The sequence below is a fragment of the Maridesulfovibrio bastinii DSM 16055 genome, from assembly GCF_000429985.1.
In the GTDB taxonomy this organism is placed as follows: domain Bacteria; phylum Desulfobacterota; class Desulfovibrionia; order Desulfovibrionales; family Desulfovibrionaceae; genus Maridesulfovibrio; species Maridesulfovibrio bastinii.
In genome coordinates, this window is sequence record NZ_AUCX01000008.1 from 18,255 (window position 1) to 41,926 (window position 23,672).

At 41.1% G+C, this 23,672-nt stretch carries 22 protein-coding genes; 13 read left to right on the forward strand and 9 right to left on the reverse strand.

What is annotated here, in order from left to right:
- Positions 1-188: 188 nt before the first annotated feature.
- From yajC to glgP, 6 genes are all read right to left on the reverse strand, one after another.
- Complete coding sequence (yajC, locus tag G496_RS0103315; RefSeq protein ID WP_027178021.1) at positions 189-539, reverse strand: preprotein translocase subunit YajC; 351 nt, start codon at positions 537-539, stop codon at positions 189-191.
- Between the two features lie 384 nt (positions 540-923).
- Entirely contained in the window at positions 924-2,156 is a 1,233-nt protein-coding gene (locus tag G496_RS0103320) for an NAD(P)/FAD-dependent oxidoreductase (RefSeq protein WP_027178022.1), read from the reverse strand.
- A gap of 3 nt (positions 2,157-2,159) precedes the next feature.
- Positions 2,160-2,603 carry a 4Fe-4S dicluster domain-containing protein gene (locus G496_RS0103325; protein ID WP_027178023.1) on the reverse strand — a complete coding sequence of 148 codons (444 nt, stop codon included), beginning with the start codon at positions 2,601-2,603 and terminating at the stop codon, positions 2,160-2,162.
- A gap of 37 nt (positions 2,604-2,640) precedes the next feature.
- Positions 2,641-3,711 carry a glutamate synthase-related protein gene (locus tag G496_RS0103330; RefSeq protein WP_027178024.1) on the reverse strand — a complete coding sequence of 357 codons (1,071 nt, stop codon included), beginning with the start codon at positions 3,709-3,711 and terminating at the stop codon, positions 2,641-2,643.
- A 15-nt stretch (positions 3,712-3,726) separates the two neighbouring features.
- The gene (locus G496_RS0103335; protein WP_245577857.1) at positions 3,727-4,353 is read right to left on the reverse strand and encodes a thermonuclease family protein; all 627 of its coding nucleotides are present in this window, start codon (positions 4,351-4,353) and stop codon (positions 3,727-3,729) included.
- A gap of 71 nt (positions 4,354-4,424) precedes the next feature.
- On the reverse strand, positions 4,425-6,992 hold the full coding sequence (glgP, locus tag G496_RS0103340) for an alpha-glucan family phosphorylase (RefSeq protein ID WP_027178026.1): 2,568 nt from the start codon (positions 6,990-6,992) through the stop codon (positions 4,425-4,427).
- A 193-nt stretch (positions 6,993-7,185) separates the two neighbouring features.
- Between glgP and dut the strand changes: the two genes are divergently transcribed.
- The 13 genes from dut (at position 7,186) to proC (ending at position 18,829) form a co-directional block, all read left to right on the forward strand.
- Positions 7,186-7,653 (forward strand): dUTP diphosphatase, encoded by a 468-nt coding sequence (gene dut / locus G496_RS0103345; protein ID WP_027178027.1) that lies wholly within the window; start codon positions 7,186-7,188, stop codon positions 7,651-7,653.
- Between the two features lie 39 nt (positions 7,654-7,692).
- Positions 7,693-8,892, forward strand: coding sequence for an aspartate aminotransferase family protein (locus tag G496_RS0103350; RefSeq protein WP_027178028.1), 1,200 nt, complete (start codon positions 7,693-7,695; stop codon positions 8,890-8,892).
- A gap of 175 nt (positions 8,893-9,067) precedes the next feature.
- Positions 9,068-9,277 (forward strand): hypothetical protein, encoded by a 210-nt coding sequence (locus tag G496_RS0103355; protein WP_027178029.1) that lies wholly within the window; start codon positions 9,068-9,070, stop codon positions 9,275-9,277.
- A gap of 112 nt (positions 9,278-9,389) precedes the next feature.
- Positions 9,390-10,241 carry a 50S ribosomal protein L11 methyltransferase gene (prmA, locus tag G496_RS0103360; RefSeq protein ID WP_027178030.1) on the forward strand — a complete coding sequence of 284 codons (852 nt, stop codon included), beginning with the start codon at positions 9,390-9,392 and terminating at the stop codon, positions 10,239-10,241.
- 25 nt (positions 10,242-10,266) lie between these two features.
- Positions 10,267-10,920 (forward strand): endonuclease III domain-containing protein, encoded by a 654-nt coding sequence (locus G496_RS0103365; protein WP_027178031.1) that lies wholly within the window; start codon positions 10,267-10,269, stop codon positions 10,918-10,920.
- Between the two features lie 110 nt (positions 10,921-11,030).
- Complete coding sequence (locus tag G496_RS0103370) at positions 11,031-12,062, forward strand: murein hydrolase activator EnvC family protein (protein ID WP_245577858.1); 1,032 nt, start codon at positions 11,031-11,033, stop codon at positions 12,060-12,062.
- A 57-nt stretch (positions 12,063-12,119) separates the two neighbouring features.
- Positions 12,120-13,400, forward strand: coding sequence for a S41 family peptidase (locus tag G496_RS0103375; protein ID WP_027178033.1), 1,281 nt, complete (start codon positions 12,120-12,122; stop codon positions 13,398-13,400).
- Positions 13,401-13,414: 14 nt separating this feature from the next.
- Entirely contained in the window at positions 13,415-14,671 is a 1,257-nt protein-coding gene (locus G496_RS0103380) for a divergent polysaccharide deacetylase family protein (RefSeq protein ID WP_027178034.1), read from the forward strand.
- Positions 14,672-14,793: 122 nt separating this feature from the next.
- Entirely contained in the window at positions 14,794-15,744 is a 951-nt protein-coding gene (locus G496_RS0103385; RefSeq protein ID WP_027178035.1) for an ABC transporter substrate-binding protein, read from the forward strand.
- A gap of 95 nt (positions 15,745-15,839) precedes the next feature.
- Entirely contained in the window at positions 15,840-16,745 is a 906-nt protein-coding gene (locus G496_RS0103390; RefSeq protein ID WP_027178036.1) for an ABC transporter permease, read from the forward strand.
- The gene (locus tag G496_RS0103395) at positions 16,742-17,536 is read left to right on the forward strand and encodes an ABC transporter ATP-binding protein (protein ID WP_027178037.1); all 795 of its coding nucleotides are present in this window, start codon (positions 16,742-16,744) and stop codon (positions 17,534-17,536) included. The genes G496_RS0103390 and G496_RS0103395 overlap by 4 nt, the downstream gene beginning before the upstream one ends.
- A 67-nt stretch (positions 17,537-17,603) precedes the next feature.
- Entirely contained in the window at positions 17,604-18,023 is a 420-nt protein-coding gene (ndk, locus tag G496_RS0103400; RefSeq protein WP_027178038.1) for a nucleoside-diphosphate kinase, read from the forward strand.
- 2 nt (positions 18,024-18,025) lie between these two features.
- The gene (gene proC, locus G496_RS0103405) at positions 18,026-18,829 is read left to right on the forward strand and encodes a pyrroline-5-carboxylate reductase (protein ID WP_027178039.1); all 804 of its coding nucleotides are present in this window, start codon (positions 18,026-18,028) and stop codon (positions 18,827-18,829) included.
- A 116-nt stretch (positions 18,830-18,945) separates the two neighbouring features.
- Here proC and cbiB read toward each other — a convergent pair whose 3' ends face one another.
- The 3 genes from cbiB to dnaG all read right to left on the reverse strand — a co-directional run bounded on the left by cbiB (position 18,946) and on the right by dnaG (position 23,622).
- Complete coding sequence (gene cbiB / locus G496_RS0103410; protein WP_027178040.1) at positions 18,946-19,893, reverse strand: adenosylcobinamide-phosphate synthase CbiB; 948 nt, start codon at positions 19,891-19,893, stop codon at positions 18,946-18,948.
- A gap of 239 nt (positions 19,894-20,132) precedes the next feature.
- A complete protein-coding gene (gene rpoD / locus G496_RS0103415; protein WP_027178041.1) occupies positions 20,133-21,902 on the reverse strand; it encodes an RNA polymerase sigma factor RpoD in 1,770 nt (589 codons plus the stop codon).
- Positions 21,889-23,622 (reverse strand): DNA primase, encoded by a 1,734-nt coding sequence (dnaG, locus tag G496_RS0103420; protein ID WP_027178042.1) that lies wholly within the window; start codon positions 23,620-23,622, stop codon positions 21,889-21,891. Before dnaG ends, rpoD begins: the two co-directional genes overlap by 14 nt.
- Positions 23,623-23,672 lie beyond the last annotated feature (50 nt).

Sequence of the window (23,672 nt, forward strand, 5' to 3'; positions counted from 1 at the left end):
CTCCTCTCCCTTATGAATTCAGTAAGTAGGAACTATTAACACACAAAAAGGCAAGTGCCTTACCGGACTTCACCGGATCAAGCATCTTGCCTTTCAGGCTGAAAAAAACTTAACCAAATGAAAATAAATTTCTAATTAAGAATAAGTCAGCCTGACTTATTAACTCGATCGATAGAAACAAAATAAATCTATTTAGATTTATTTTCCTGTTTCCTGACTGGGTTGGCAAGACCGGCAACATAACCTCTATCAACTTTAACGCTGAAGCCTTCTGCCAACTCTACAGTGAGTTCATCACCTTCAAGAGCAGTAATTCTGCCGTACATTCCTCCGCCTGTGAGAATGCGGTCACCCTTTTTAAGATCAGCAAGCATTTGTTTATGCTGTTTAGCCTTTTTCTGCTGAGGTCTGATGAGCAGGAAATAAAAAATAGCAAACATAAGGATAAGAGGCAGAAAGGCTCCAAGCTGACCTGCAGGCCCCTGAGCAGCACCTTGACCACCGGCACCCATAGCATGGGCAACATTATCAAAAAACATTACATCCTCCTAAAAAGACAGAGTAATTAATAATTAGCTTTTAAAAACCAGAACGTTAATAATTAAACGCTCTGAACTTCCGACATTAACACTACTATAGATAATGTATCCTCTAAAAACAAATTCAGACGAACCCTCAAAAAAGCATTCGCTAAATAAAAATCCACAGGAAATTCATCCCGAGTGAGGACAAAGAACCTGAGAGATATCATCGTCTATCAGAAAACATTTTCATAGGCAAAACCATTTAATGGTCAAACCCCGCATAAGATCTGATAAAATATAAATAAGCATCCCGAGGCAGGACACAAAAGTTATAGTTATGTAACCCTGTATAACTATATTGTCGAGAATGATTTTAATAGTGACAACTTTGCGACAACTTCAGCTTTTCAGCAGATCAGGATAAAGGTTGTTTTCCGCAAAAAAGGACATGACCCCTTCTTTCAATAAAAATAAGGCTGAAGACCTATCAAATTTCAGACCAGAGCGAAGCAATCCTGAGTAAAGGCCTGCAAATCCCCTGTCACCAACGATGCAATAACCATTCAACTCATTATTTTTTATAAATAATTTTCTGAAAAGACAATTATCTTTATCAATATACTCAAGTTTCTCAACTTTTGGGGAATCAACCTCAACGGCTCCGCCTGCACTTATATTGATACCGAAAACGTTAATAGATCTTACAGGCGACTTATATACATTCTTGATATCCATATCTACTGAAGCCATGGAGAGACCGGCACAAACTCCATAGTTATAAGAAGATGCAAAAAAACTGCTACTTTTGTTAATCAAATTTCCTGATAAAAAAACAGATGCGTCCTCTGAGCTCATTATAAATTTGTTTTCACTTCCATAGCTCACAATTTCATCAATCCCGGAAATTAAAACAGGTTTACCGGGTGCAGCATTCACGATGAAATCAGCTTCTCTGAAAAGCCCTGTTCCCAGAAGAACTCCCTTAAGTTTATCATCAGAAGATTTAACAACTTTTTTAATAGTTGAATCTGAAAAAACAGTAACGCCGAAACCGAGCATTCTCTTTTCCAAAATCTCACTACAGTTGTTATCAAACAGCTCAGGAAGTAGATGCCCCTGACAGAGAACAATTACCTCAATTCCATTTAATGACAAAACTTCAGCTATACTCAGGGCCTCAACTCCGTCTCCCAGAACTATAGCTCTTTTGGAAACAGATATCTTTTCTCTCAGATTCTCTATGTCCGTTAAAGAAAAAGCATCATAATAATTATCCTGCAAACAATTAGCAAAATTATGTTGTCGAGACCGGTTACCTGTAGCAAGCAGCAATGAGTCGTAGGATATCTCAGTTCCACTACTCAAAAAAACTACTTTTTTTTGAGTATCAACCAATTCAGCAGAACAGTCTAAACACAATTCAACACCGCGTTCAGTATAGTAATCAAAATTGCGTATTGATAACTTTTCATAACTCACCCGCCCACTCAAATAATAAGGAACCATAGCTCTACTGAATGCAGGAAATTTTTCTTTTCCTATAACGGTTATTGCACCGTCAAAATCATAGCGGCGAATTCCTTCTATGGCACCGACAGAGGCCGGTCCATTGCCTATAATAACATATTTCATGCCTCACCTTTCCTCATATACAAGAGCTGCATTGGGGCAGGCTTCAACGCAGGCAGGACCTTCCAATCTTTCTGAACATAAATTACAGACTGCCACATGGTCACCTGCTGGAGAAATAAACACAGCTCCATAAGGACAGGCCGCAACACAAGAGAAACAGCTTAGACACTTAGCTTTATCATATTCAACCGTTCCTAAGCTGAAATCACTTTTCAGCGCTCCCGAAATACACGATTTAACACACTCAGGATCGGCACAATGTCTACAGTTCACGGCTATACTTATTTCTTTATTATTAAAAACTTTAATTTTTGAAACTAAACCGGTCAGACGCTCAGAGCAATATGCTGTCTTTAAATCTCTCGATTCCGAATTCACGGTGAGACAGGCTATTTCGCAAAGCCTGCATCCCATGCAAAAGTTCTTTTGAGGATATATAAGTTTCATTTGTGGACCATTTTTATAAAATTAAAAATCGGACATTTTATTTTGGAAAAGAAAGCAGATCCATTCTACCTTTCAAAGAATGGATAGAGTCAATTTTAAGATTTTTTTTCAACCTTAAAACAGGTTTCATGAATTCGTAAGCAAGGGACTTGATTAGAGGAGTTTTTTGTTCCGGGTTCAACCTTTTGACCAAAGTATCATCAGTTGCAGCCAACCCCCAGGGACATAAATTTTCATTGCATCCCTGACAGCCAGTACACCCCAGCTCTTTTAAAACGGGAAATTCAAAATCAACGGCGTCAGCTCCAAGCAGAATCAATTTCAAAAAATCCGCAGGACTCTTTGCACCACAGCCGGTAGCAATAATTAAACACCTGTGTCTGATATTCAAAGTTGTAAGTTCCTTATGCAATTCGACAATAAAATCAACTTCAGAATAATCAGAATCAATTGAACTGCGGCATAGTACAGGCTCTGAACTTCGCTTTACGACTTCAACAATCTGTTCAATTGCTGAGCGCAAACAGGAGTCCTTAACAGTACGCAATATGTACTCCTGACCGCCGTCAGAACTAATTATCTTTCCATCCACCATGTATGGTAAACTCAAACTCTCCGCCGCTTTTTTTATGGACAAGCTGTAGTTGTAATTAGCAACACATTTTCCACTTAGTGAAAACAAGATAGGAATACTAAATAACGGATTATCTTTCATCAAATTTTTATTATATGAAGCGACGTTCTGTATGAAATCGTCTTGAAATATAACTTTTGCTAAATCATCTTTAAAATGAATTGAATCAAGATCTAAATTTAGCTTGTAATATTCACGAATAGAAATTCCAGAACAACTGGAATAAAAAGAATTATCACTTGCAGCTGTCATATGTTCATTATGCATTATAGATATTGCACCTTCCGGGCACATGGCTTCACATCTGCGACATCCTCTGCACAAAAGATTATTATGAACAAAACCGGAGTAATCCTTATGCTCATGAGCACCATAAGAACACTGCCCGATACAGACTCCGCACCCGATACAAAGATTAAGATCCCTATGTATACTGAACTCCGGTAGAGAATCAGCTAAATTTTTAAAAATCAAAATAACTCCGTACAATTACTTTTCATAAGGCCAAAATCCTGAATTACGTGCAGGAGAATATCCAGCAAGAACAGCCTGCTCAAGATTCTTAAAAAATTTCCGGTGATGCTTGCTTATTTTCCAAGCGATAGAAGATGACACAGGAAAACATCTCCAGCTTTTTGAATTACCGACCCATTTCTCTCTGGCAAGAGCAGCATTAAAAATTCCTGCCCATAAACCGCAACGGTCTTTAACGGCCTGGCACTGAGCCAAAAAAATTTTATTTTCAAGGACAGGAGAATTGCCTTTATGTTTATAAAAAAGTGCATTTCCTGTTCTAAGCATAACCTTGTTTACTAAATCTCCACCAGAAGTATATACCCAGCCAATGACTCTACCGTATCGGTCTGTTGTCTCAGTTTCAATGCGCACCATCTTTCGACTTATCAGCTCTTTCAAAGCCATCCATGACTTTTGGGCATAATAACCGTTAGGACTTTTGTTCTTTCCAGTTTCAGGGGCATCGATAGAAGCAAGCCTCACTTTAACACCTGAATCGAGAAGAAAAGTATCACCATCATAAACATAGGCGACCTTTCCCTCAATATCGGCACTTGCAACACTAACATGGCAAAAAAGCGCGCAAAGAATAAAAACCAAAAAAACGGAGCCCCGAAAGACTCCGATTTTTTTCATCATAATAGATAAAATTAAATTTATCTTTGTTCTCATTATTCGGTCCAATGTATGAGTCCAAGTGAATGAGGATCAAGAAGCAGAGGATGATGTGGAAGAACTCTGACAGTGAATCCGAACTTCCCGGCTTCCTGAGGCAGAACTTCACCCTGATACAGATACCAGCCTGATCCCATATCTTCTTCAGGAGTCATCTGTACCGTCTGCCTGCCGAGAAAATCATTATCCTGACCCACCGGACCAGAATATATCTCAACCTGTACGTCTTCTGTTTTTAAACCGTTTAAAAATACTTCAGCACTTACAATAATAGGTTCCTGAACATAAACTTCGGTATGAGCTTCCGCGGTTATGTTTCGAACTTTAAGGCTGGACCACTTTGTCATAAGATCCATGCGCCATGCAGCAAGGTCCTTGGCTGCTTTAAATCCATCCTTCTCCATAACTAGATAGTTGTTATGGGCAGGAAGATAGGCAGTATGTACATAATCTTCAACCATGCGGTTGGCATTGAAAACCGGACCTAAATTAGAAAAAGCCGTCTTAATTTTAGCAATCCAATTCCGTGGCAGATTTCCATGGCCGCGATCATAGAAATCCGGGATAATGTCATTTTCAAGAACTTTATATAGAGTCTGACTTTCAACAAAATCCTGATAGGCATGGTCCGTATAATCTTCTCCCCTGCCAATTGCCCAGCCGAGGCTGTTATCAGGTTCAAAGGCTTCATCCCACCATCCATCAAGAGTACTGAACTGCAAAACGCCATTGGCCATGGCTTTCATGCCACTAGTTCCACAGGCTTCCAGAGGTCGGCGTGGAGTATTCAGCCACACATCACATCCCTGAACCATATAACTTGCAATCCGCATATCATAATCTTCAAGAAATACCATATTCATACGGCATTCTTCCCTGCGGCAGAGCTGTATAAGATCCTGAATAAGCTTTTTACCTTCATTATCTTTGGGGTGGGCTTTACCTGCAAAAATAAACTGAATAGGACGTTTTTTATCAGACACTAGCTTTATCAGTCTTTCCTTGTCACTGAGGATAAGGTTAGCCCTTTTATAAGTAGCAAAGCGCCTTGCAAAACCTATTGTCAAAGCCTGAGGATCAAGAACTTCATCAGCAAGTTCCATATCTTTTCTGCGCGCCCCGATACTGGAAAGCTGTTTACGCAATCTTTTACGGACAAAATCAACCAGCCTTTCTCTTAAGCGCTCATGAGTTCGCCACAATTCAGCATCAGGAATGTTGGCTGCCTGCCGCCAGACTCTTTCACAATCAGGGTCTTCCCGCCAGTTTGTGCCGAGATAACGGTCAAAAATCTGCCCGAGATCAGAGGCTACAAATGTGGGCATGTGAACCCCATTAGTAATAGCACCGATAGGAACATCTTCTACCGGATATTGCGGCCAGACTCTTTTCCACATATTCCGTGAAACTTTTCCATGAAGCTTACTTACCCCGTTATTGAAACGGGAAAGTCTCAATGCCAGAACGGTCATGCAGAAAAGTTCTGAGTCATCTCTGGGATCTTCACGTCCTAAAGCCAGAAACACTTTGTAAGCAAGTCCCATTGTTGAAGCATAAGTTTCGAAATAAGGCCTCATCATTTCAGGCGGAAAACGGTCGTTGCCCGCAGGAACAGGAGTGTGCGTTGTAAAAATACTTGAAGAAGCCACAAGCTCCATCGCGGCTTCAAATGATAGGCCATGCTCAGTCATATATATTCTGATTCTTTCAAGTCCGGCAAAAGCTGAATGGCCTTCATTCATGTGGATTACTTTAGGCTCCAGTCCTAAAGCGGCCAAAGCTTTGATTCCTCCTATTCCAAGGAGAATTTCCTGCCAGAGCCTCATTTCCAGCTCGCCACCGTAAAGCTTTGAAGTGACTTCTTTAAAATACGGCGGGTTCTCAGAAATATTTGTATCAAGAAGATAAAGCTTAACTCTACCGACATTTACCTGCCAGATTCTGACATGTAACTGCTCACCTTTAAGGTCCACAGTGAACCTTACTTCTTCACCATTATCATCTTTCACAACCCTGATAGGCATCTCTTCAAAATCATGATTGGGATAACGTTCCTGCTGCCAGCCATCCTGAGTCATATACTGTCTGAAATAACCATGCTGATAGCATAATCCTATCCCCACCAGCGGGATATTCAGATCACTAGATGATTTTAAATGGTCTCCGGCCAGAATACCCAGTCCGCCGGAGTATATCGGTAGCGAAAGTCCTATTCCGTATTCAAAGCTGAAATATGCCACAACAGGCTGTGAAGTATCATCATCTTTAAAATCGAAAGAGCTTCCCTGTTTGGATAAATAATTTTTGTGGATACGTATTGCTTCATCAAGACGCTGCAAAAAGAATTCATCTGTAGAAAGTTCTTCGAGCTGCTGCTGTGGAAGATTATTTAAAAACGCTACAGGATTCTGCTGACAATCCCTCCAGAGCTTTTGATCTATAGAGGAAAAGATACTTGAAACATCACTGTTCCAGACAAAAAGAAAATTGTAGGCAAGGTCCCATAAAGGTTCCAGCTTTTTCGGCAGGCGAGGCACTACACTGTATACTCGAAGCGGCTGCATGATAATCTCCTTATTGTGACCGACAGTCCGGTCTATTAAAGTATTACCGCATTATTTGGCACTTAATTTATTTTAATGCCTTATCCTTCTGTTTTTTTCAAGACAGTATCACAATTTTTCAAATACAAAGTTGACACTTCAGGACCATTAGGAGCATTGTGCTCACTTCAAATCCCTAAAGGAGCCTGTAAGAATGGTTAGTGGTTTCAAAATAGATATGAAAGTCAAATACCTGCACAAGGTCGCAGCTGAATCTCCAATTGAATATTCGACACAAAGTTCAGCCGGAATAGACCTTCGTGCCTGTATGGAAAATGATTTTCAAGAAATAGCCCCGGGTGAAAGATTTGCCTTTCATACCGGTATCGCTATTGAAATCTGCTCCGAAGGAGTCGCCGGCTTTGTTTATTCACGAAGCGGACTCGGAACAAAAGAAGGCCTTACAGTCAGTCAGGGAGTCGGTGTAATCGACCCTGACTACAGAGGTGAAATAATCGTGTCACTACTTAATACATCTGATAAAAATCGACGAGTTGAGCGCGGACAGCGCATTGCACAGCTCGTTTTGATGCCCTACCATCACGCCCGCATTATCCCGGTGGAAGAACTTGATGAAACCGAAAGAGGCTGCGGTGGTTTCGGGCATACTGGCAAACAGTAACATTAATACCGCACAAATAAAACAATTCAGGTTAATAAAATGAGTAAACACGATAATCTTGTAAAAAAAGTTAATAATAATATCTGCAATACTTACGGAAGATATCCTGTCAGCATTTCCAAAGCAAAAGGGGCCAGACTTTATGACCTTGACGGAAATGAATATATTGACCTTCTCTCAGGGATTTCAGTCGCAAATCTGGGACATTGCCGTGAAGATCTTGCAAAAGTAATGGCTGAACAATCTCAAAAACTTGTTCAGGTCAGCAACCTTTTCTATCAGGAAGAACAGGCTGAATTAGCTGAAAAACTTCTTAAAACCAGTGATGCCGGAAAAGTTTTCTTCTGCAATTCCGGAGCCGAGGCAAACGAAGCAGCTATCAAACTTGCACGGCGGTACATGAGAAAGGTTAAAAATAAAGAAGCTTATGAAATAATTACCCTGCAGGGTTCATTCCACGGCAGGACTCTGGCCACACTGACAGCGACAGGACAGGACGGTCTTATCAAAGAAGGATTCGGCCCTCTTCCTGAAGGCTTCAAAAGTGTTCCAGCCGGTGATATTGAAGCCATGAGAAATGCCATCAGTGATAAAACTGCGGCAATTATGGTGGAAATGATACAGGGTGAAGGCGGAATTAGGCCTCTCGCACCGGAATATGTTACAGTTCTGGCAGCTCTGGCCAAAGAAAAAGATGTACTGCTTATTGCTGATGAAGTTCAATCAGGATTATGCAGAAGCGGTAAATGGTGGGCCTTTCAGCATTATGGAATAACACCTGACATTTTTACTTCGGCAAAATCTCTGGCAAACGGCCTCCCAATGGGAGCCATGTTTGCAACCGATACTGTTGCCACTGGTTTTGAACCCGGCAGCCATGCTACAACTTTCGGCGGTGGAGCTCTGGTTTCCAAAGTTGCTTCAAAAGTTGTGGACATCATGAACGATGAGAAAATTGCCGAGCGTGCAGCAAAGCTTGGTGAGCAGTTTAAAAAAGAAGCAGCAGAACTTATCACCAGACATCCTGATAAAGTGGAAACTGTAAGGGGACTGGGACTGATGCTGGGTATTCAGCTAAAAATTGACGGATCTTCAATTTTTGCTGCTTTAAGAGATAAAGGTTTCATACTCAACCTCACAAAAGGAACAATACTCAGGCTGCTGCCTCCACTGACGATTGATTTTGAAGACCTCAGAACTTTCCTGAAAACTCTTGATGGTATACTTTCTGAAAATTAAATCATTCTTAAATGATTTGTCTTCAAAACCTTAATCCCATAAAAACATGGCTATCCGTAAATTATTTTTTACGGATAGCCTTTTTGATTTTATTCAAGACAGCCTTGACCCCTGTTAACGGCAAAGTTATCTTAAAATGAATTTAAAATCACAATCCTTAACAAGGGATTTTTTTATGGATATTTCTACAATTCAGGAGTCAGCTCATATAGGACCGGAACCACCTTCGGCTTCACCGGCCAGTGATGAATCCAGAAATTCAGAGAGTATTGGCAATCTTGAGATCAGCCTCAGCAGGGCCCACGAAGCAGAAAGGGATTATACAACAAGTGTAATGCTTAATATGTATACGGGCAAAGGTTCTCTTATTGACGAGATTGCATAATTAACTTTTTTCTCATTATGCTGACATTCCTGCCGTAACCTGTTATTTAATTACGCACTTTTTGTTTTTCAACTCATAGTAAAGGTTCAAAAAATTTAAATCGGGAACTATAATGTCTCAACTACTGAAAATTGAATTTACCCTTCCGGAAAGTGAAATTGACTCCTGCTCTGTTTTTCTTGGCGAAAAAGCCGCCCATGGCTGGGAGGAAATTCCTCTCGATGACGACAGCATATACTACACAATCCACCTGAAAGATCACCCTCTGGCAATGAATATTGTAGATGAGATTAACAAAAGATGGCCTTATAGCGGATGCAAATTTGGCGAAATAGAAGAAGAAAACTGGGGACTGGCATGGAAAGATTTCTTTGTCCCACTTATGTGTGGAGAAGTTTTTGAGATTCTTCCTCCGTGGATGACAGACCAAAAGCATGAACACATGACTCATATCATTATTGAGCCGAAAATGGCTTTCGGTACCGGCAGTCATCCTACAACTTCGTTGTGTCTTGAACTTATCGGAGAGCTAAAAAACAAAGGTCGTATTAAAAAATCCATGAACTTTATGGACCTTGGTACAGGGTCTGGAATTCTGGCAATTGCAATGGCTAAAATTGGAATGAAAGGTTCAGGAGTGGATATTGACCCTCAAGCGGTTGTTTGCGCTCGTGAAAACATAAAAGCAAACAATGTCGAAGATAATATAACTCTGGCAGTAGGAAGTGCTGATGCTATTTCCACTGACGCAAAATATGATATTTTTGTTGCTAATATCTTATCAGGTCCCTTAATGGAATTATCGACAGATATAGTTCCTCATCTCAAAGAAAACGGGATACTGATACTCTCCGGCTTATTGGAGGAACAATCCGAAAAAGTTGCTGAAGCGTACATGAATCTGGGACTGCCTGAACCAGAACAATTTGTAGAAGGTGAATGGGCCGCTCTGCTCTGGTCATAAAACTAAAGAAATTAAATTCAAATTTATGAAAAGAGAAGTACTACTAAAACAATTTTATCAGGCTCTCCGGGACAGGCTTGGGGCTGGTCAATGGTGGCCAGCAGAAGATCCGTTTGAAATTGCAGTTGGGGCGATTCTAACTCAAAATACCAACTGGAATAATGTAGAAAAAGCTTTAAATAATCTAAAAAAGCAGGATGTTCTGAGCCCGAAAGGGATTAGAAGTCTGAATATTTCAGAACTGGAACAGCTGATCCGTCCATCTGGTTTTTATAGAATGAAGGCTTTAAGATTAATAAATCTGCTTGATTTCATGGATGAAAATAATATTTCCGATTTATCTGATCTGGCTGCTTATGACGTAACAAATTTACGCGAAAAGCTGTTGCAAGTTAAGGGAATAGGGCCTGAAACGGCTGATTCCATACTGCTGTATGCCCTTTCGATGCCTGTTTTTGTTGTAGACGCATATACCAAAAGAATTTTCAACAGACATGCTTTGATTCCTGAAGAAATAGAATATGCCGAGCTTCAGGATTTTTTTATGGATGTATTGGAAAGGGATTCTCAATTTTATTGTGAATTTCACTCATTAATAGTGCAAACTGCCAAAAAATGGTGCACCAAAAATAACCCAGACTGTGAGCACTGCCCGCTGGGATCTTTTTTGGATAACTGATCACTAATGGATTTTTTACCGCTTTGAGAATCAAAATATTCATCACTATACTCCTCTCCTGCTGCATTCTTGTCTCTCCGAAAATAACGGAGAAGGCTTTTTCCGATACCGTGGCAAGCAAATTAAAAGAGGAAATAAAAACCAGCAAATCAGTCGCTAAAAAAACCAAAAAAGAACTTTTGCGCCTTACCCGTAAAGAACGCTCTATGTTCGGTGAACTGGCTAAAATTGAAGATGATATACAGGATCTCCAGAAAAAACTGTTTAAACAGGAAGATAAATTACAAAACCTGAATGAACAGATTAAAACAACATCTCAAAAGCATCAGGTTCTTCAAACCGAAATGGATGTAATCACGTCCAACTTAAGCAAAATGCTTGAAGCTCTCTGGCCTGTTCATACTAAACGACTCGAAGACAAGCTGGGGCAAATGGAAGGCTGGGAGCAGGCTGACAGAAAATTTACCTGGCTCAGCTCACTCTACTCAGATGCCAGAACCCAACTTGAAAAAGCAGAGAACCAACAAAAACTAATTCTTAAAAATCTGGAAGAGCAACGCAATCTAAAAAATTCAGAAACTGAAGAGTTGCAGGAAATCAATAAAACAAATGACAACCTTCTGGAAAATAAGCTGGCTCTGCTGTCTGGTATCCGCAAAATAAGAGCGCAGAAAATTTCAAGAGAAGAAGAATTAAAAGACATACTTACAACCATCAACAAACTTAATTACAAGCTAAAAATATTATCCAGCAAAAAAATAGCTGCCCACAAAGGCAACCTGCCATGGCCTGTAAAAGGAACAAAAGCTGTCAGCTTTAACCCCTCTGCCAAACCGCCTGTGCGTGGAATAGGTTTAAAAACAGCTGGTAATATGGATGTAAAATCAATCTTCTGGGGAAAGGTTGTACACAACGACACCCTGAGAGGATTCGGAAGAGTTGTCATAATCTATCATGGCTATAACTACTATTCCCTCTATGCATACTTGTCGCAAAGTTTTGTTAAGCTTGGTCAGGAAGTTGAAAAAGATGAATTAATAGGTAAATCCGGCTATTATCCAGGCATAAAGGATACCGGCCTGTATTTTGAATTGCGTTTTCATCAGAAACCCGTTAACCCGCTAAAATGGTTAGCCCACTGATACTCTTTTAATTTGAGAACCGGTGGAAACAGTTCATACACCAGTTGGAGGCTATAGATGAGAATTACCATGTGGATGGCAACCATCCTCTGTCTTTTTATTCTTGCGGTTGCTCCGGAACCTACCCGCGCCGTAGATAACAGCCAGTTTCAGCCGCTGCGTAAATTCAGCCAGATTCTGGATTTAGTTGAATCCTATTATGTAAAGGATATCTCCAGAAAAGAACTTATCGATGATGCCATGAAAGGCATGCTTGAGCAGCTTGATCCTCATTCTGCGTATCTTGATAAAAAAGATTTCAAAGAGATGCAGGAAATAACAACCGGAGAGTTCAGCGGCATTGGAATAGAAATCAGTATGGAGCATGGTAAACTTATCGTGGTCTCCCCTATTGAAGATACACCGGCCTACAAAGCAGGACTCCTTGCCGGAGATATCATTATTGAAATAAACGGCAAGACCACCCAGAATATTTCTTTGCAGGAAGCCGTTGGAATGATTAGAGGAAAACGTGGAACTAAAGTAACCCTCACCATTCTGCATAAAGATTCCCGCAAACCTGAAAAGGTCGATATTGTCAGAGATTCAATTCCGCTTGTAAGCGTAAAAAGTGAAATGCTTGATAATGGAATAGCTTTCCTGCGCATCACCCGCTTCAACGACAATACGACAAAAGAATTACGTGAAGCACTTAAAAAGATACGCTCTAAAACTAAAATAAAAGGCGTAGTTCTGGATTTGCGTAATAACCCCGGAGGACTTCTGACTCAGGCAGTATCAGTTGCTGATACATTCCTTTCTGACGGACTTATTGTTTACATTCAGGGTCGTGAAAAGAGCTCCAGAAAAGATTTTAACGCAGCTTCACAATCAAATGATGTGACAGCTCCGATGGTAACTCTCATCAACGCCGGATCAGCTTCCGCATCTGAAATTGTTGCCGGAGCTCTTAAAGATCATAACCGCACACTTCTGATAGGCGAACGCTCATTCGGAAAAGGCTCTGTTCAGACCATATTCCCAATGCCTGACGGAGCTGGAATCAAGCTTACAACAGCTAGATATTATACTCCAAGCGGACGCTCAATTCAGGCTGAAGGAATCGACCCTGATATTGTCTACCCGTTTATTCCGCAAAAAGAGGATGAAGAAGACTCAAACCGTTTTATTGTCCGTGAGCAGGATCTTTCCAGACACCTGATTAACGGTAATGGAACAGTACAACATGGCCAGTTTACTTTGAGTGACAGGGCTAAAAAAATGCTTTCGCGAGACAACCAGCTCCGGCTTGCTCTACAACTGGTCAAACAGCTTCCAAGAATTAAACAGATTGATTAAATCAGGAGTTTAAAGTGGAAGAAAGCCACTTTGAAAAGAAAGATTCATATACTGAAATCCCGGCTGAAAAACAGCCGGGATTTCGGAATTTATTGGGACGACCGACAATTCTTGCCGCTTTGACTATTTTAATAGCAGCAATAATATGCTTTTCCATTGCAGTATTAATTTTTGGTCCTGACGCGGATTCAAAAGCTGATCTATCTAAAATTCCTAATGAAAAGATATCGCCAGCCAACAGCACACAACAATATGAAGAAGTCCAGAAAAACAACCTTGAAGATCTGGTAAAAAGAGCTGACCTTGCCCTCATAAGAACTCTTGAAGAAACTGGCGTGGATATGAAGCAACTCCAGTTGGAGGATGTTACTCTCAAGAGACATGAAGGAAGGGATTATCATTATCAGCAATTGAGATTCCCTGCAGTCAATAATCGAGATTCATTTATTCAGAGCGTAAAGAAAAAGCTGACCAGTCTTAATGCCGATGCAAAGCTTGATAAAATTGACTCTAATTGCTGGATGTTAAGCATTGAGGGAATTAATACTCACAAAATTTTCATGGATAAGGCCCGGAAAACTCCAAGCCTTTCATTTGCAGAAAGCCCAAAAATGGCAATTGTTATTGATGATATGGGTGAAGATGTACCCTTGGCAGAAGGATTAGCCGCAACAGGATTAAAAATTACTTTTTCGATATGGCCATCCAGCTCGCATGCAAAAAGAATCGCGGAACTGGCACGAAGGAACGGCAATGAAATAATGATCCATATGCCCATGCAGCCTCAGGGATATCCAAAAGTTAACCCCGGCAAAGATGCCCTGCTTGACGGGATGAAGCATGACAGAATCAAGGCTCTGGTAAATCAGGCAATTAAGAATATTCCCGGAGCAGTAGGCATGAACAATCATATGGGTTCCAGATTTACAGAGAACCTGTACGGAATGAAAGCCGTAATGCAAACATTGAAAAAGCATGGCATTTTCTTTCTGGACAGTAAAACAACGCCAAACAGTATCTGCCGAAAAGCCAGCGCAATTTATAAGCTGCCAATGTACGAAAGAAACATCTTTTTAGATAATGTCAAAGATGTCTCAGCAATTGAATTCCAATTGGAAAAAGCTGAAAAAATAGCTCTTAAACACGGGCAGTCAATTGCCATAGGACACCCCCATCACCAGACTCTGGAAGCAATAAAAAAATGGGCCAAAAATAAAGATGCCAGACTCTACATAGTCCCAGTAGACAAGCTGGTTCCTATAACCAATTAGTATTTAATTATAAATTTAATATTTTTAATAAATTCTAAATTTTGTCTAGAGACTTGACTTTTTTTTATATAAAAGTGCAAGTATTAGCTGTTTCGAATTCATATTTTAAGGAATGATCAAGGATGAAAAAAATACTTCTTTTCATGGTGCTGCTATTTATGGTCATGGTCCCTGTGATCCACTCTGCACAGACCCAAACAATTTCTATAAGCCAGATTGTCGAGCATCCATCGCTGGATGCCATGCGCAAAGGCTTTATGGACAGATTAAAACACGCCGATGTAAATGCAATTTATAATGTTCATATTGCTCAGGGAAATCAGGCCAATAATATTCAGATTGCCAATCAGATCAAAGGTGAAAAACCGGATCTCATTCTTGCCATAACCACTCCATCTTCTCAGGTTCTTGCACAAAAAATTAAGGATATACCGATACTCTTCACAGGAGTTACGGACCCGGTTGCTGCAGGACTTGTAAAAAGTTTAAAGCATCCCGGATCAAATATTTCAGGCATGACGGACTTAAGCCCGGTAAAAAGGCAGGTTGAACTGATCGAAGAATTCATTCCGAAATTAAAAACTATTGGAACCATTTATAATGCCGGAGAAGAAAATTCTGTTGTTCTGACAAAAATATTGAAAGATATTTGTGATAAAAAAGGAATAAAAGTCGAAGAGGCCACAATCGCAAACTCCAGCGCAGTATATCAGGCTGCCAAAAGTCTTGTGGGAAAATGTGATGCCATTTATATACCTGTAGATAATACTGTCGTTTCAGGACTTGAAGCCCTGATTAAAGTCTGTAGACGCAACAGACTGCCGCTGTTTTCCGCTGACACGGACTCTGTTAAGCGAGGTTCTGTAGCAGCTCTTGCTATTGACTATTACAGTATGGGAGAGCAGACAGCGGATATGGCGGTTAGAATTCTGCACGATAAAGCTGAAACTGCGGATATGCCGGTAGAAACATTAAAAAAATTACAGCTGTATGTTAATGCAGATGCTGCATCAAAAATGGGGATAGAAATTCCTGACTCTGTCCGTAACAGAGCAGATAAAATTTTTAAATAGCATTATTTGCCAATTATCATAATTAAGTGTAAAGGCGCGGAGGGTTCCGTGCCTTTCTTTTTTTTAAACATTAAAAAAACAAGCTGAAGTCAATGATAAGCTCATACGCTCTTTTCGGGGCTCTTGAACAGGGTTTCGCTTTTGGTTTAATGGTACTCGGTGTTTATCTAACATTCAGAGTCCTTGATTTCCCGGATCTTACTGTAGACGGCAGCCTCCCTCTTGGAGCCTGTGTAAGTGCCGTTGCCATTACCAACGGCTGGTCTCCGATAGTTTCTATTTTTTTTGCAATGTGTGCTGGTTTTGCAGCAGGAGCAGTTACCGGTATTTTAAATACTAAATTCAAAATACTACATCTTCTGGCTTCCATACTGACGATGATTTCACTATATTCTGTCAACATCCGTGTGATGGGAAGACCGAACATTGCCTTGCTTGGTAAAGATACCCTTATTGACGAATTTTTAAATTTCAGCGGATTACCTGCTTATCAGGCTACACCTATCCTGTTTGCAATAATTTCATTAATTGTTGTTACTATTCTCATCTGGTTTTTAAAAACTGAACTGGGTATCGCCCTGCTCGCTTCAGGCGACAACCCGCAAATGGCTGTCAGTATGGGAATTAATAAAGATTTGATGATAATTTTCGGGGTTGGCATTTCCAATGCTTTTGTTGCTGCATCAGGAGCACTTGTTGCCCAGAATCAGGGTGCAGCTGATGTAAATATGGGAATTGGAACAGTCATAGCAGGACTGGCCTCAGTTATCATAGGTGAGACCCTGTTCGGTAAGAAAAACATTTCTATGGCTATGATTTCAGCCCTGCTGGGATCTCTGGTTTATAGGGTCGCCATTGCACTGGCGCTCGGATTAAGGTTCGGGGATTTTGCTTTTACTCCAAGTGACCTGAACCTGGTCACGGCAGCCTTAGTTGTTCTGGCCTTAGTTTCCCCAAGATTGAAAAGTAAATTCGTAAGCAATAAAAGAGCAGCTCAATGATCTCTGTTAAAAATATCGAAAAAACATTCAATCCTGGAAGCATCAATCAGGTTAAAGCTTTGCGCGGTGTGAATATTGAAGTAAAATCCGGAGAATTTATCACCATCATAGGTTCAAACGGAGCTGGTAAATCAACCTTTCTGAATGCCATTGCAGGATGCTTTCCCATTGACAACGGAAGCATACTGATAAATCAAACCGATGTAACAAAATGGCCTGAGCATAAAAGAGCTGCATGCATGGGCAGAGTTTTTCAGGACCCGCTTCTGGGAACCAGCGCATCGCTTTCTATTGAACAAAATATGGCTCTGGCTATGAAGCGTGGAAAATTCAGGGGATTATCTTTAGGAGTAAAACGCGAAAACCGAATTAAATTTCGCGAAATGCTTTCCACCCTGAATCTGGGTCTGGAAGACAGACTGGAAGACAAAGTCGGGCTTCTTTCAGGTGGCCAGCGTCAGGCTTTAACGATGCTGATGGCCACGATCACCAACCCTGATGTACTGCTGCTCGACGAGCATACTGCTGCTCTTGACCCTAAAACAGGTAATAAAATTTTAGAAATTACTGACAGTGTCGTGCGTGAAAACAAACTGACGACACTCATGGTTACCCATAACCTGACTCAGGCCATATCTCTGGGGGATCGCCTGATTATGTTTCATATGGGTAAAATTATGATAGATATTTCCGGAGAAGAAAAAAAGAACCTTAAAGTCGAAACTCTGCTGGAACGGTTCTATACACTTCGGGGCGAAGATATGGCTACTGACAGGATGCTGTTTTCCTGATTGGTCATATCATCAGTAGGACTGCAACCTACTGACATTTTAACAACCTTATTGGAGGAATATTGCAATGTCTGAACTTACTTTTTCTATTATCAAACCCGATGCTGTTGAACGTGGACTTATAGGTGATATCCTTAAAATGATCACCGACAGCGGACTTAAAATCAAAGCTACAAAAATGATACGCCTTTCCAAAGAAGAAGCTGAAGGCTTTTATGCTGTCCATAAGGAACGCCCCTTCTTTGGTGAGCTTGTCGAATATATGACATCCGGTCCGGTTGTTGTTTCCGTGCTGGAAGGAGAAAATGCAATAGCCCGTTATCGTGAACTTATGGGCGCAACCAATCCTGAAGAAGCAGCAGAAGGCACAATTCGTAAAACATTCGGACTGAGTATTGAAGCTAACTCATGCCATGGTTCAGACGGAACTGACACCGCACAGATCGAAGTACCCTACTTCTTCAGTAATCTTGAAATGGTGAATTAATTATGAGCATCAAAGTCGGATTTATTGGAACCGGTAACATGGGCACTGCCATTATTAAAGGAATGGCAGGAAATAAAGATATTGAACTGCTTGGATTTGATCTGAACAGTGAAATTCTTGAAAAATTAAACAAAGAATGCGGGCTGAAAGCCAAAAGTTCTGCCCGTGAACTGGCAACCGAGTCAGACTTTGTTGTTTTAGCTGTAAAGCCACAATATGCTGAAAATGTGCTCGAAGACATTACTCAGGAATTAAACGATAAAAAATGCCTCATATCCATCGCAGCAGGACTTACTGTTGACCGTTTAAAAGAGTTCACCGGTAACTCATGTCCAGTGGTAAGAGTCATGCCCAATACCCCTGCACTGGTTAACGAAGGTGTTTTTGCAGTTTGTATAGACGATAAACACTTAACCGATGCTCAGAAAGAGTTTGCAGGTGTAATGTTTGAATCCCTCGGTGATGTTCACATTCTCAGTGAAAAACAGTTCGATGCTTTTACTGGAGTTATAGGCTCAGGACCAGCTTATATCTTCTACTTCATGGAAGCTCTTATTGAGTCCGGAGTTGAGCTTGGACTTACTCGTCCGCAGGCTACAAGCATGGTCTCAAAACTATTTGCAGGCTCTACCAAGCTCGCGATTGAAAGTGATAAACATATCAGTGAACTGCGAGAAATGGTCACATCACCGGCAGGAACAACAGTTGAAGCCCTTGTTCATCTGGATAGAACAGCCACCCGTGCCAACATCATAGACGCAGTCCACAAATGTTATGAGCGCAGTATTGAACTTGGTAAGAATTAATCTGGATTTATAACCGGCTAATTCAAACCAGCAATACCAGACAATTGAAAACAAAAAGCGAAGTTCTAATTTAGAACTTCGCTTTTTTTATTTACCAAACAAATTAAATTATAAAACTAGAGCATCCAGACTATGCTGAAATAGATGTAAAGCAGAACAGCACAAATCAATCCTGAAAAGCAGATTAATCTGAGTAACCTTTTAATTTTCAGAGAGCTCCACAATTCCCCTTCAGGGCCAAGAACTGGTTTCTCTTTTGCTTCTCCAAAATATACAGCTTTACCACCCATTGTGGCGCCAAGAAGCCATGCCGCACTGCTCATGGGCCATCCGGCGTTAGGGCTTTCAGTTTTAGCAGCGTCTTTAAGGACATTATCCCATGCTGCACGCCAGTTAAGTCCAAGTATACGTCCGGCACCCATCATAATCATGGCTGTGATTCTTGCAGGGATGAAAGCCAGAACATCGTCTGTTTTAGCGGCAAAAAAGCCAAAATCACGATATTCCTCAGTCTTGTAACCCCACATGGAATCCATAGTGCTTACTGTCTTATAGACCCACATTCCGGCTGGGCCTGTAACAACGAGGAAGAAAAATGGTGCAACAAAAGCATCATTGAGGTTTTCACTCGCAGTTTCAGCCAGCACTTTACGCATTTCATTTTCATCAAGTTCTGAAATGTCACGGCTGACCAGTTTGGCCAGTTCTGCACGGGCATTTTCGAAATTACCATCATCAAGCAATTTGGCTACCTTGTGGCAGTCTTTCAAAAGACATCCCAGCGCAAGACCTGAATATGCAAGATAAAGAGCAATAAGAACCCCTATAAAAGGAATTGAAACCAGAAGCTTTACAACTCCCCAGATAATGATGGCAAAACCGAGAACAGCCACACCACCCATTATTTTAGGAGAAAGCTTGGTTGACCTGGCCCATGCTTCATAGCTTTCGATCATCTTTCCGAGAAAACGTACCGGATGGGGAAACCACAATGGATCTCCAAGGAGATAATCAAGGACAAAGGCAATCACAGGAACAAAAAATACTACAGTAGAGTTGTCCATCGAACTGTTTTCCTTAGTTGGTTTTATCGTTAAACATTAGTCCATGTCTGATGGCTTTCCACCAATCATCAAACAGGCAATGACACCATTTGCTGAAAAAACCGGTCTGTCATGGTTATTTAAAAATGCAGGCAGGGATAATTCTTCAGCCGTATTCAAGTGAATAATTTCACTTGGACAGGTCGCAATGTAAAAAAAAACAGCGGCGCGGTCTAGAAAAACCGTGCCGCTGAATCATTCTAGTTTTCATAATAGGATTTTAACAATGCACTCCGGACAGGATGCCTCAACTTTCTTAAAGCTTTGGCTTCAATCTGTCTGATACGCTCACGGGTAACGTTAAAAAGCTTTCCGACCTCTTCGAGAGTATGATCGGACTTTTCACCAATACCGAACCGTTTACGCAGCACCTGCTCCTCACGAGGAGTCAAATCCGAAAGAACTGTGGCGATCTGCTCACCAAGTTTTGTGCATACAACTTCTTCTGCAGGAGCAGTAGCTTTTTTATCTTCAATAAAATCGCCAAGACTTGAATCTTCTTCGTCACCAATTGGTGTCTCCAGAGAAATAGGTTCTTTGGCAATTTTCAAAACTTTTTTAACTTTTTCAAGAGGATAATCCATACGTTCTGCAATTTCTTCAGGGGCCGGATCGCGTCCGAGTTCCTGAACCAGATAACGTGAAGTCCTGATGAGTTTGTTAATTGTCTCTATCATGTGGACAGGAATACGAATAGTTCTAGCCTGATCGGCAATAGCCCTTGTAATAGCCTGTCTTATCCACCATGTTGCGTATGTTGAGAACTTATAACCACGCTGATACTCAAACTTGTCTACAGCCTTCATCAGGCCGATATTACCTTCCTGAATAAGGTCAAGGAACTGCAAACCACGGTTTGTGTACTTTTTAGCAATAGAAACAACAAGACGAAGGTTCGCCCTGATCAGTTCCTGTTTTGCATCCATGGCAGCACGGTTACCACGTTTGATACGCCAGAGGACTTCTTCAAGATCATAAACATTATGACGGCATTTTTCCTGTAACCTCTCAAGAATTTCCATTTTACCGGAAATCATTTCCTTGAAAGAGAAAAATTCGTCCACTGTCAGGTTCAAAGAACCGGCGGCAGCAACAGGATTCATTTCTCTGGCATCAATCTGCCTGAAAATTTCACGAATCTCCTTCTGTGTCTTTCCTGTTGAAAGGATATATGCAGAAAGGTCTCTCTGGCAGTTATGCATCTGCCGGACATAGTCACCCATTGTTTCAATAATTCTATCAATGAGAGTTTTTTCCAGTTTAATATCACGAAGACGGTTAACTATATCTTCTTTGTACTGGACAATCTCATTTTGAATTTCAACAGACTCTTTGCCCGGATAACCAATCATATCAAGCTTGTCGTACAGTTCCTGCTTGCTGTCAAAAATACTTCTGATTTCTTCAAGCAAATGAATGACGCGCTGGCGCTGGTTCATTTCATCTTCTGAGGGATCGTCTTCTTCGATGGTTTTAACAACATCTTTCAACTTGATATGAGATTCGGAAAGATCTTCACCGACTCCGACAAGCTCTTCAATTGCAACCGGTATTTCAACAAGCGCATAAAGCACTTCCATTTCACCGTTTTCAATTTTTTTAGCAATCTTGACTTCGCCTTCACGATCAAGCAGTGGAACGGCACCCATTTCACGCAGATACATTCTGACAGGGTCAGTACTGCGCGTTGCATAATCGACCGAATCCTCATTGTCAGTTATGGTGATATCAACACTATCCAGATCGCCATCACCAACGGTGGTACCATCAAGGATATTCTTTTTATCATCATCATTATCAACAATTGCAATGTCGAGCTGATCGAAAATTTTAATTACATCTTCGAGCTGTTCAGAATCATTGAATTCAGCCGGAAGACTTTTGCTTAATTCTTCAAGAGTCAGAAAACCTTGTTTCTTACCCTTTGAAATCAGGGTCTTAATAGCCTGAATTTCCTTAATGTTGCTCATCATCCCTCCATACAGAGTCGTTCAGGGCTTTGAGGTATGCCTCAACACGTTCCCGGTCTCCCTGCGCCTGAGCCTGGCGTAGAGCATCCATGAGCTGCTTCCTGCCCACCGAGAACCTTTTCTTAGCAATTACCCGGCACAGATGGCGCCATTCATTTGAAAGTTCATCGCCTTCAAGTGAAGGTTGCATTCTGCACCCGGTCCAGAAGCTTTTTTCTGAATTATCAAGATAAGGCAGTATGTCCTCCCCGCTGTGAGCCGCTATTTTTGACCACAGTTTTTTGCCCCAGTGCGAGGACAGGACCTGACTGACACCTCTCTCAAATAATTCCTGCACAAATTCGGGATGCCTTACGGCAAACCTCAAGAAATACTTATCATCATTTTCATGTGAACCTACCGGAACAATCCGGAGTCCACTCTGACGCTCAGACTTCTTCTCAATAGAAGCTGAAGCGCCGGAACCGGAAAGAACAGATCTGAGCCCGATTTCAGCTACACCTAAACCGGACGCAAGTTTAGGCAGATAAAAAGCCTTTAAAGCATCTGTAGAAAGATGGCTTATAAACTTTTCCGCCCATGCCATTATCTCCTTGGGGGCATGCCCCGCTTTAAGAGTTGCGATACAGAAATCAAGTCCGTCACGCGCCTCATCAAGAAATTTTTGAAAACCTTCAGCACCTTTAGTCTGCAAAATGCTATCAACATCTTCACCGTCAGGAAGGACAACTACACCGCATGCCACTCCTTGAGCCAGAATCATTTCAGCACTTCGCAAGGCGGCTTTCATTCCGGCAGAATCTCCATCAAAAACAAGATCAACTCTGGAACAGAATCCTGAAAGCCTTTTAACCTGATCGGGTGTCAGTGCTGTTCCCAACACTCCGCAGGCATTTGTGTAACCGAACTGATGCAGTGAAAGAACATCCATATAGCCTTCAGTTAGTAAGGCCTTTTTTGTACGGGCAATGGTTGTCCGGGCCTGTGACAAGCCGTAAAGATGATCTCCTTTTTTATAAATAGGTGTATCACTGCTATTTAAATACTTCGGTTCTCCTTCAATAATTATTCTTCCGCCAAAAGCAATGATCTTTCCTGATAAACTTTGAATAGGAAAGATCAATCTACCTCGAAATCTGTCATAAGTGCGTCCCCTGTCATTTTTTGAAAGGAGTCCGCCCTTAACTGCATGATCAATAGTATATTTTTTTGATACTAAAAAATTTTGTAACCCCTGCCAGTCATCAGAGCTATAACCTAGTCTGAATTTTTCAATTATTTCAGAGTTTATACCTCTTTTTAACAAATACTCTCTGGCAGATCTTCCTTCTCTCATCTCAAGCATTCTTGAAAAATAAGAAGCTGAGATCTCGTGCATTTCAGTAATGATTCTGCGTTCAGAGCTTCTCTTGGCCGCATCAGGATCAACTTTTCCCGGTTTAAGCTCTATACCGGCTTCAGCTGCCAGCTGTTCAAGAGTTTCTGAAAAATCCAGCCCGTTTATACGCGAATAAAAATCAAAAACATCTCCGGAGGCCTGACATCCGAAACAATAAAAAAAACCTTCTTCACTGTTAACGCTCATTGAAGGTTTTGTTTCCTGATGAAATGGACAAGCCCCCATCCATCTTCCGGAGACCGGTTTTAATTCGACATACCTCCGCACGATATCGGCAATATCGAGCTTTTCCTTGATGGCTTGTATAACTCCTTTATCCAAAAAAAGCCTCCGCTTTTAACAAGGGATAATAAAAACTACAGCCATTCTTC

Coding starts and splice junctions, on each gene's coding strand:
- G496_RS0103350 (WP_027178028.1), top strand. CDS start 7,693: ATGAGTAAACACGATAATCTTGTAAAAAAAGTTAATAATAATATCTGC.
- cbiB (WP_027178040.1), bottom strand. CDS start 19,893: ATGGACAACTCTACTGTAGTATTTTTTGTTCCTGTGATTGCCTTTGTC.
- G496_RS0103320 (WP_027178022.1), bottom strand. CDS start 2,156: ATGAAATATGTTATTATAGGCAATGGACCGGCCTCTGTCGGTGCCATA.
- glgP (WP_027178026.1), bottom strand. CDS start 6,992: ATGCAGCCGCTTCGAGTATACAGTGTAGTGCCTCGCCTGCCGAAAAAG.
- ndk (WP_027178038.1), top strand. CDS start 17,604: ATGTCTGAACTTACTTTTTCTATTATCAAACCCGATGCTGTTGAACGT.
- G496_RS0103375 (WP_027178033.1), top strand. CDS start 12,120: ATGAGAATTACCATGTGGATGGCAACCATCCTCTGTCTTTTTATTCTT.
- G496_RS0103395 (WP_027178037.1), top strand. CDS start 16,742: ATGATCTCTGTTAAAAATATCGAAAAAACATTCAATCCTGGAAGCATC.
- G496_RS0103365 (WP_027178031.1), top strand. CDS start 10,267: ATGAAAAGAGAAGTACTACTAAAACAATTTTATCAGGCTCTCCGGGAC.
- yajC (WP_027178021.1), bottom strand. CDS start 539: ATGTTTTTTGATAATGTTGCCCATGCTATGGGTGCCGGTGGTCAAGGT.
- G496_RS0103385 (WP_027178035.1), top strand. CDS start 14,794: ATGAAAAAAATACTTCTTTTCATGGTGCTGCTATTTATGGTCATGGTC.
- prmA (WP_027178030.1), top strand. CDS start 9,390: ATGTCTCAACTACTGAAAATTGAATTTACCCTTCCGGAAAGTGAAATT.
- proC (WP_027178039.1), top strand. CDS start 18,026: ATGAGCATCAAAGTCGGATTTATTGGAACCGGTAACATGGGCACTGCC.
- dut (WP_027178027.1), top strand. CDS start 7,186: ATGGTTAGTGGTTTCAAAATAGATATGAAAGTCAAATACCTGCACAAG.
- rpoD (WP_027178041.1), bottom strand. CDS start 21,902: ATGAGCAACATTAAGGAAATTCAGGCTATTAAGACCCTGATTTCAAAG.
- G496_RS0103355 (WP_027178029.1), top strand. CDS start 9,068: ATGGATATTTCTACAATTCAGGAGTCAGCTCATATAGGACCGGAACCA.
- G496_RS0103325 (WP_027178023.1), bottom strand. CDS start 2,603: ATGAAACTTATATATCCTCAAAAGAACTTTTGCATGGGATGCAGGCTT.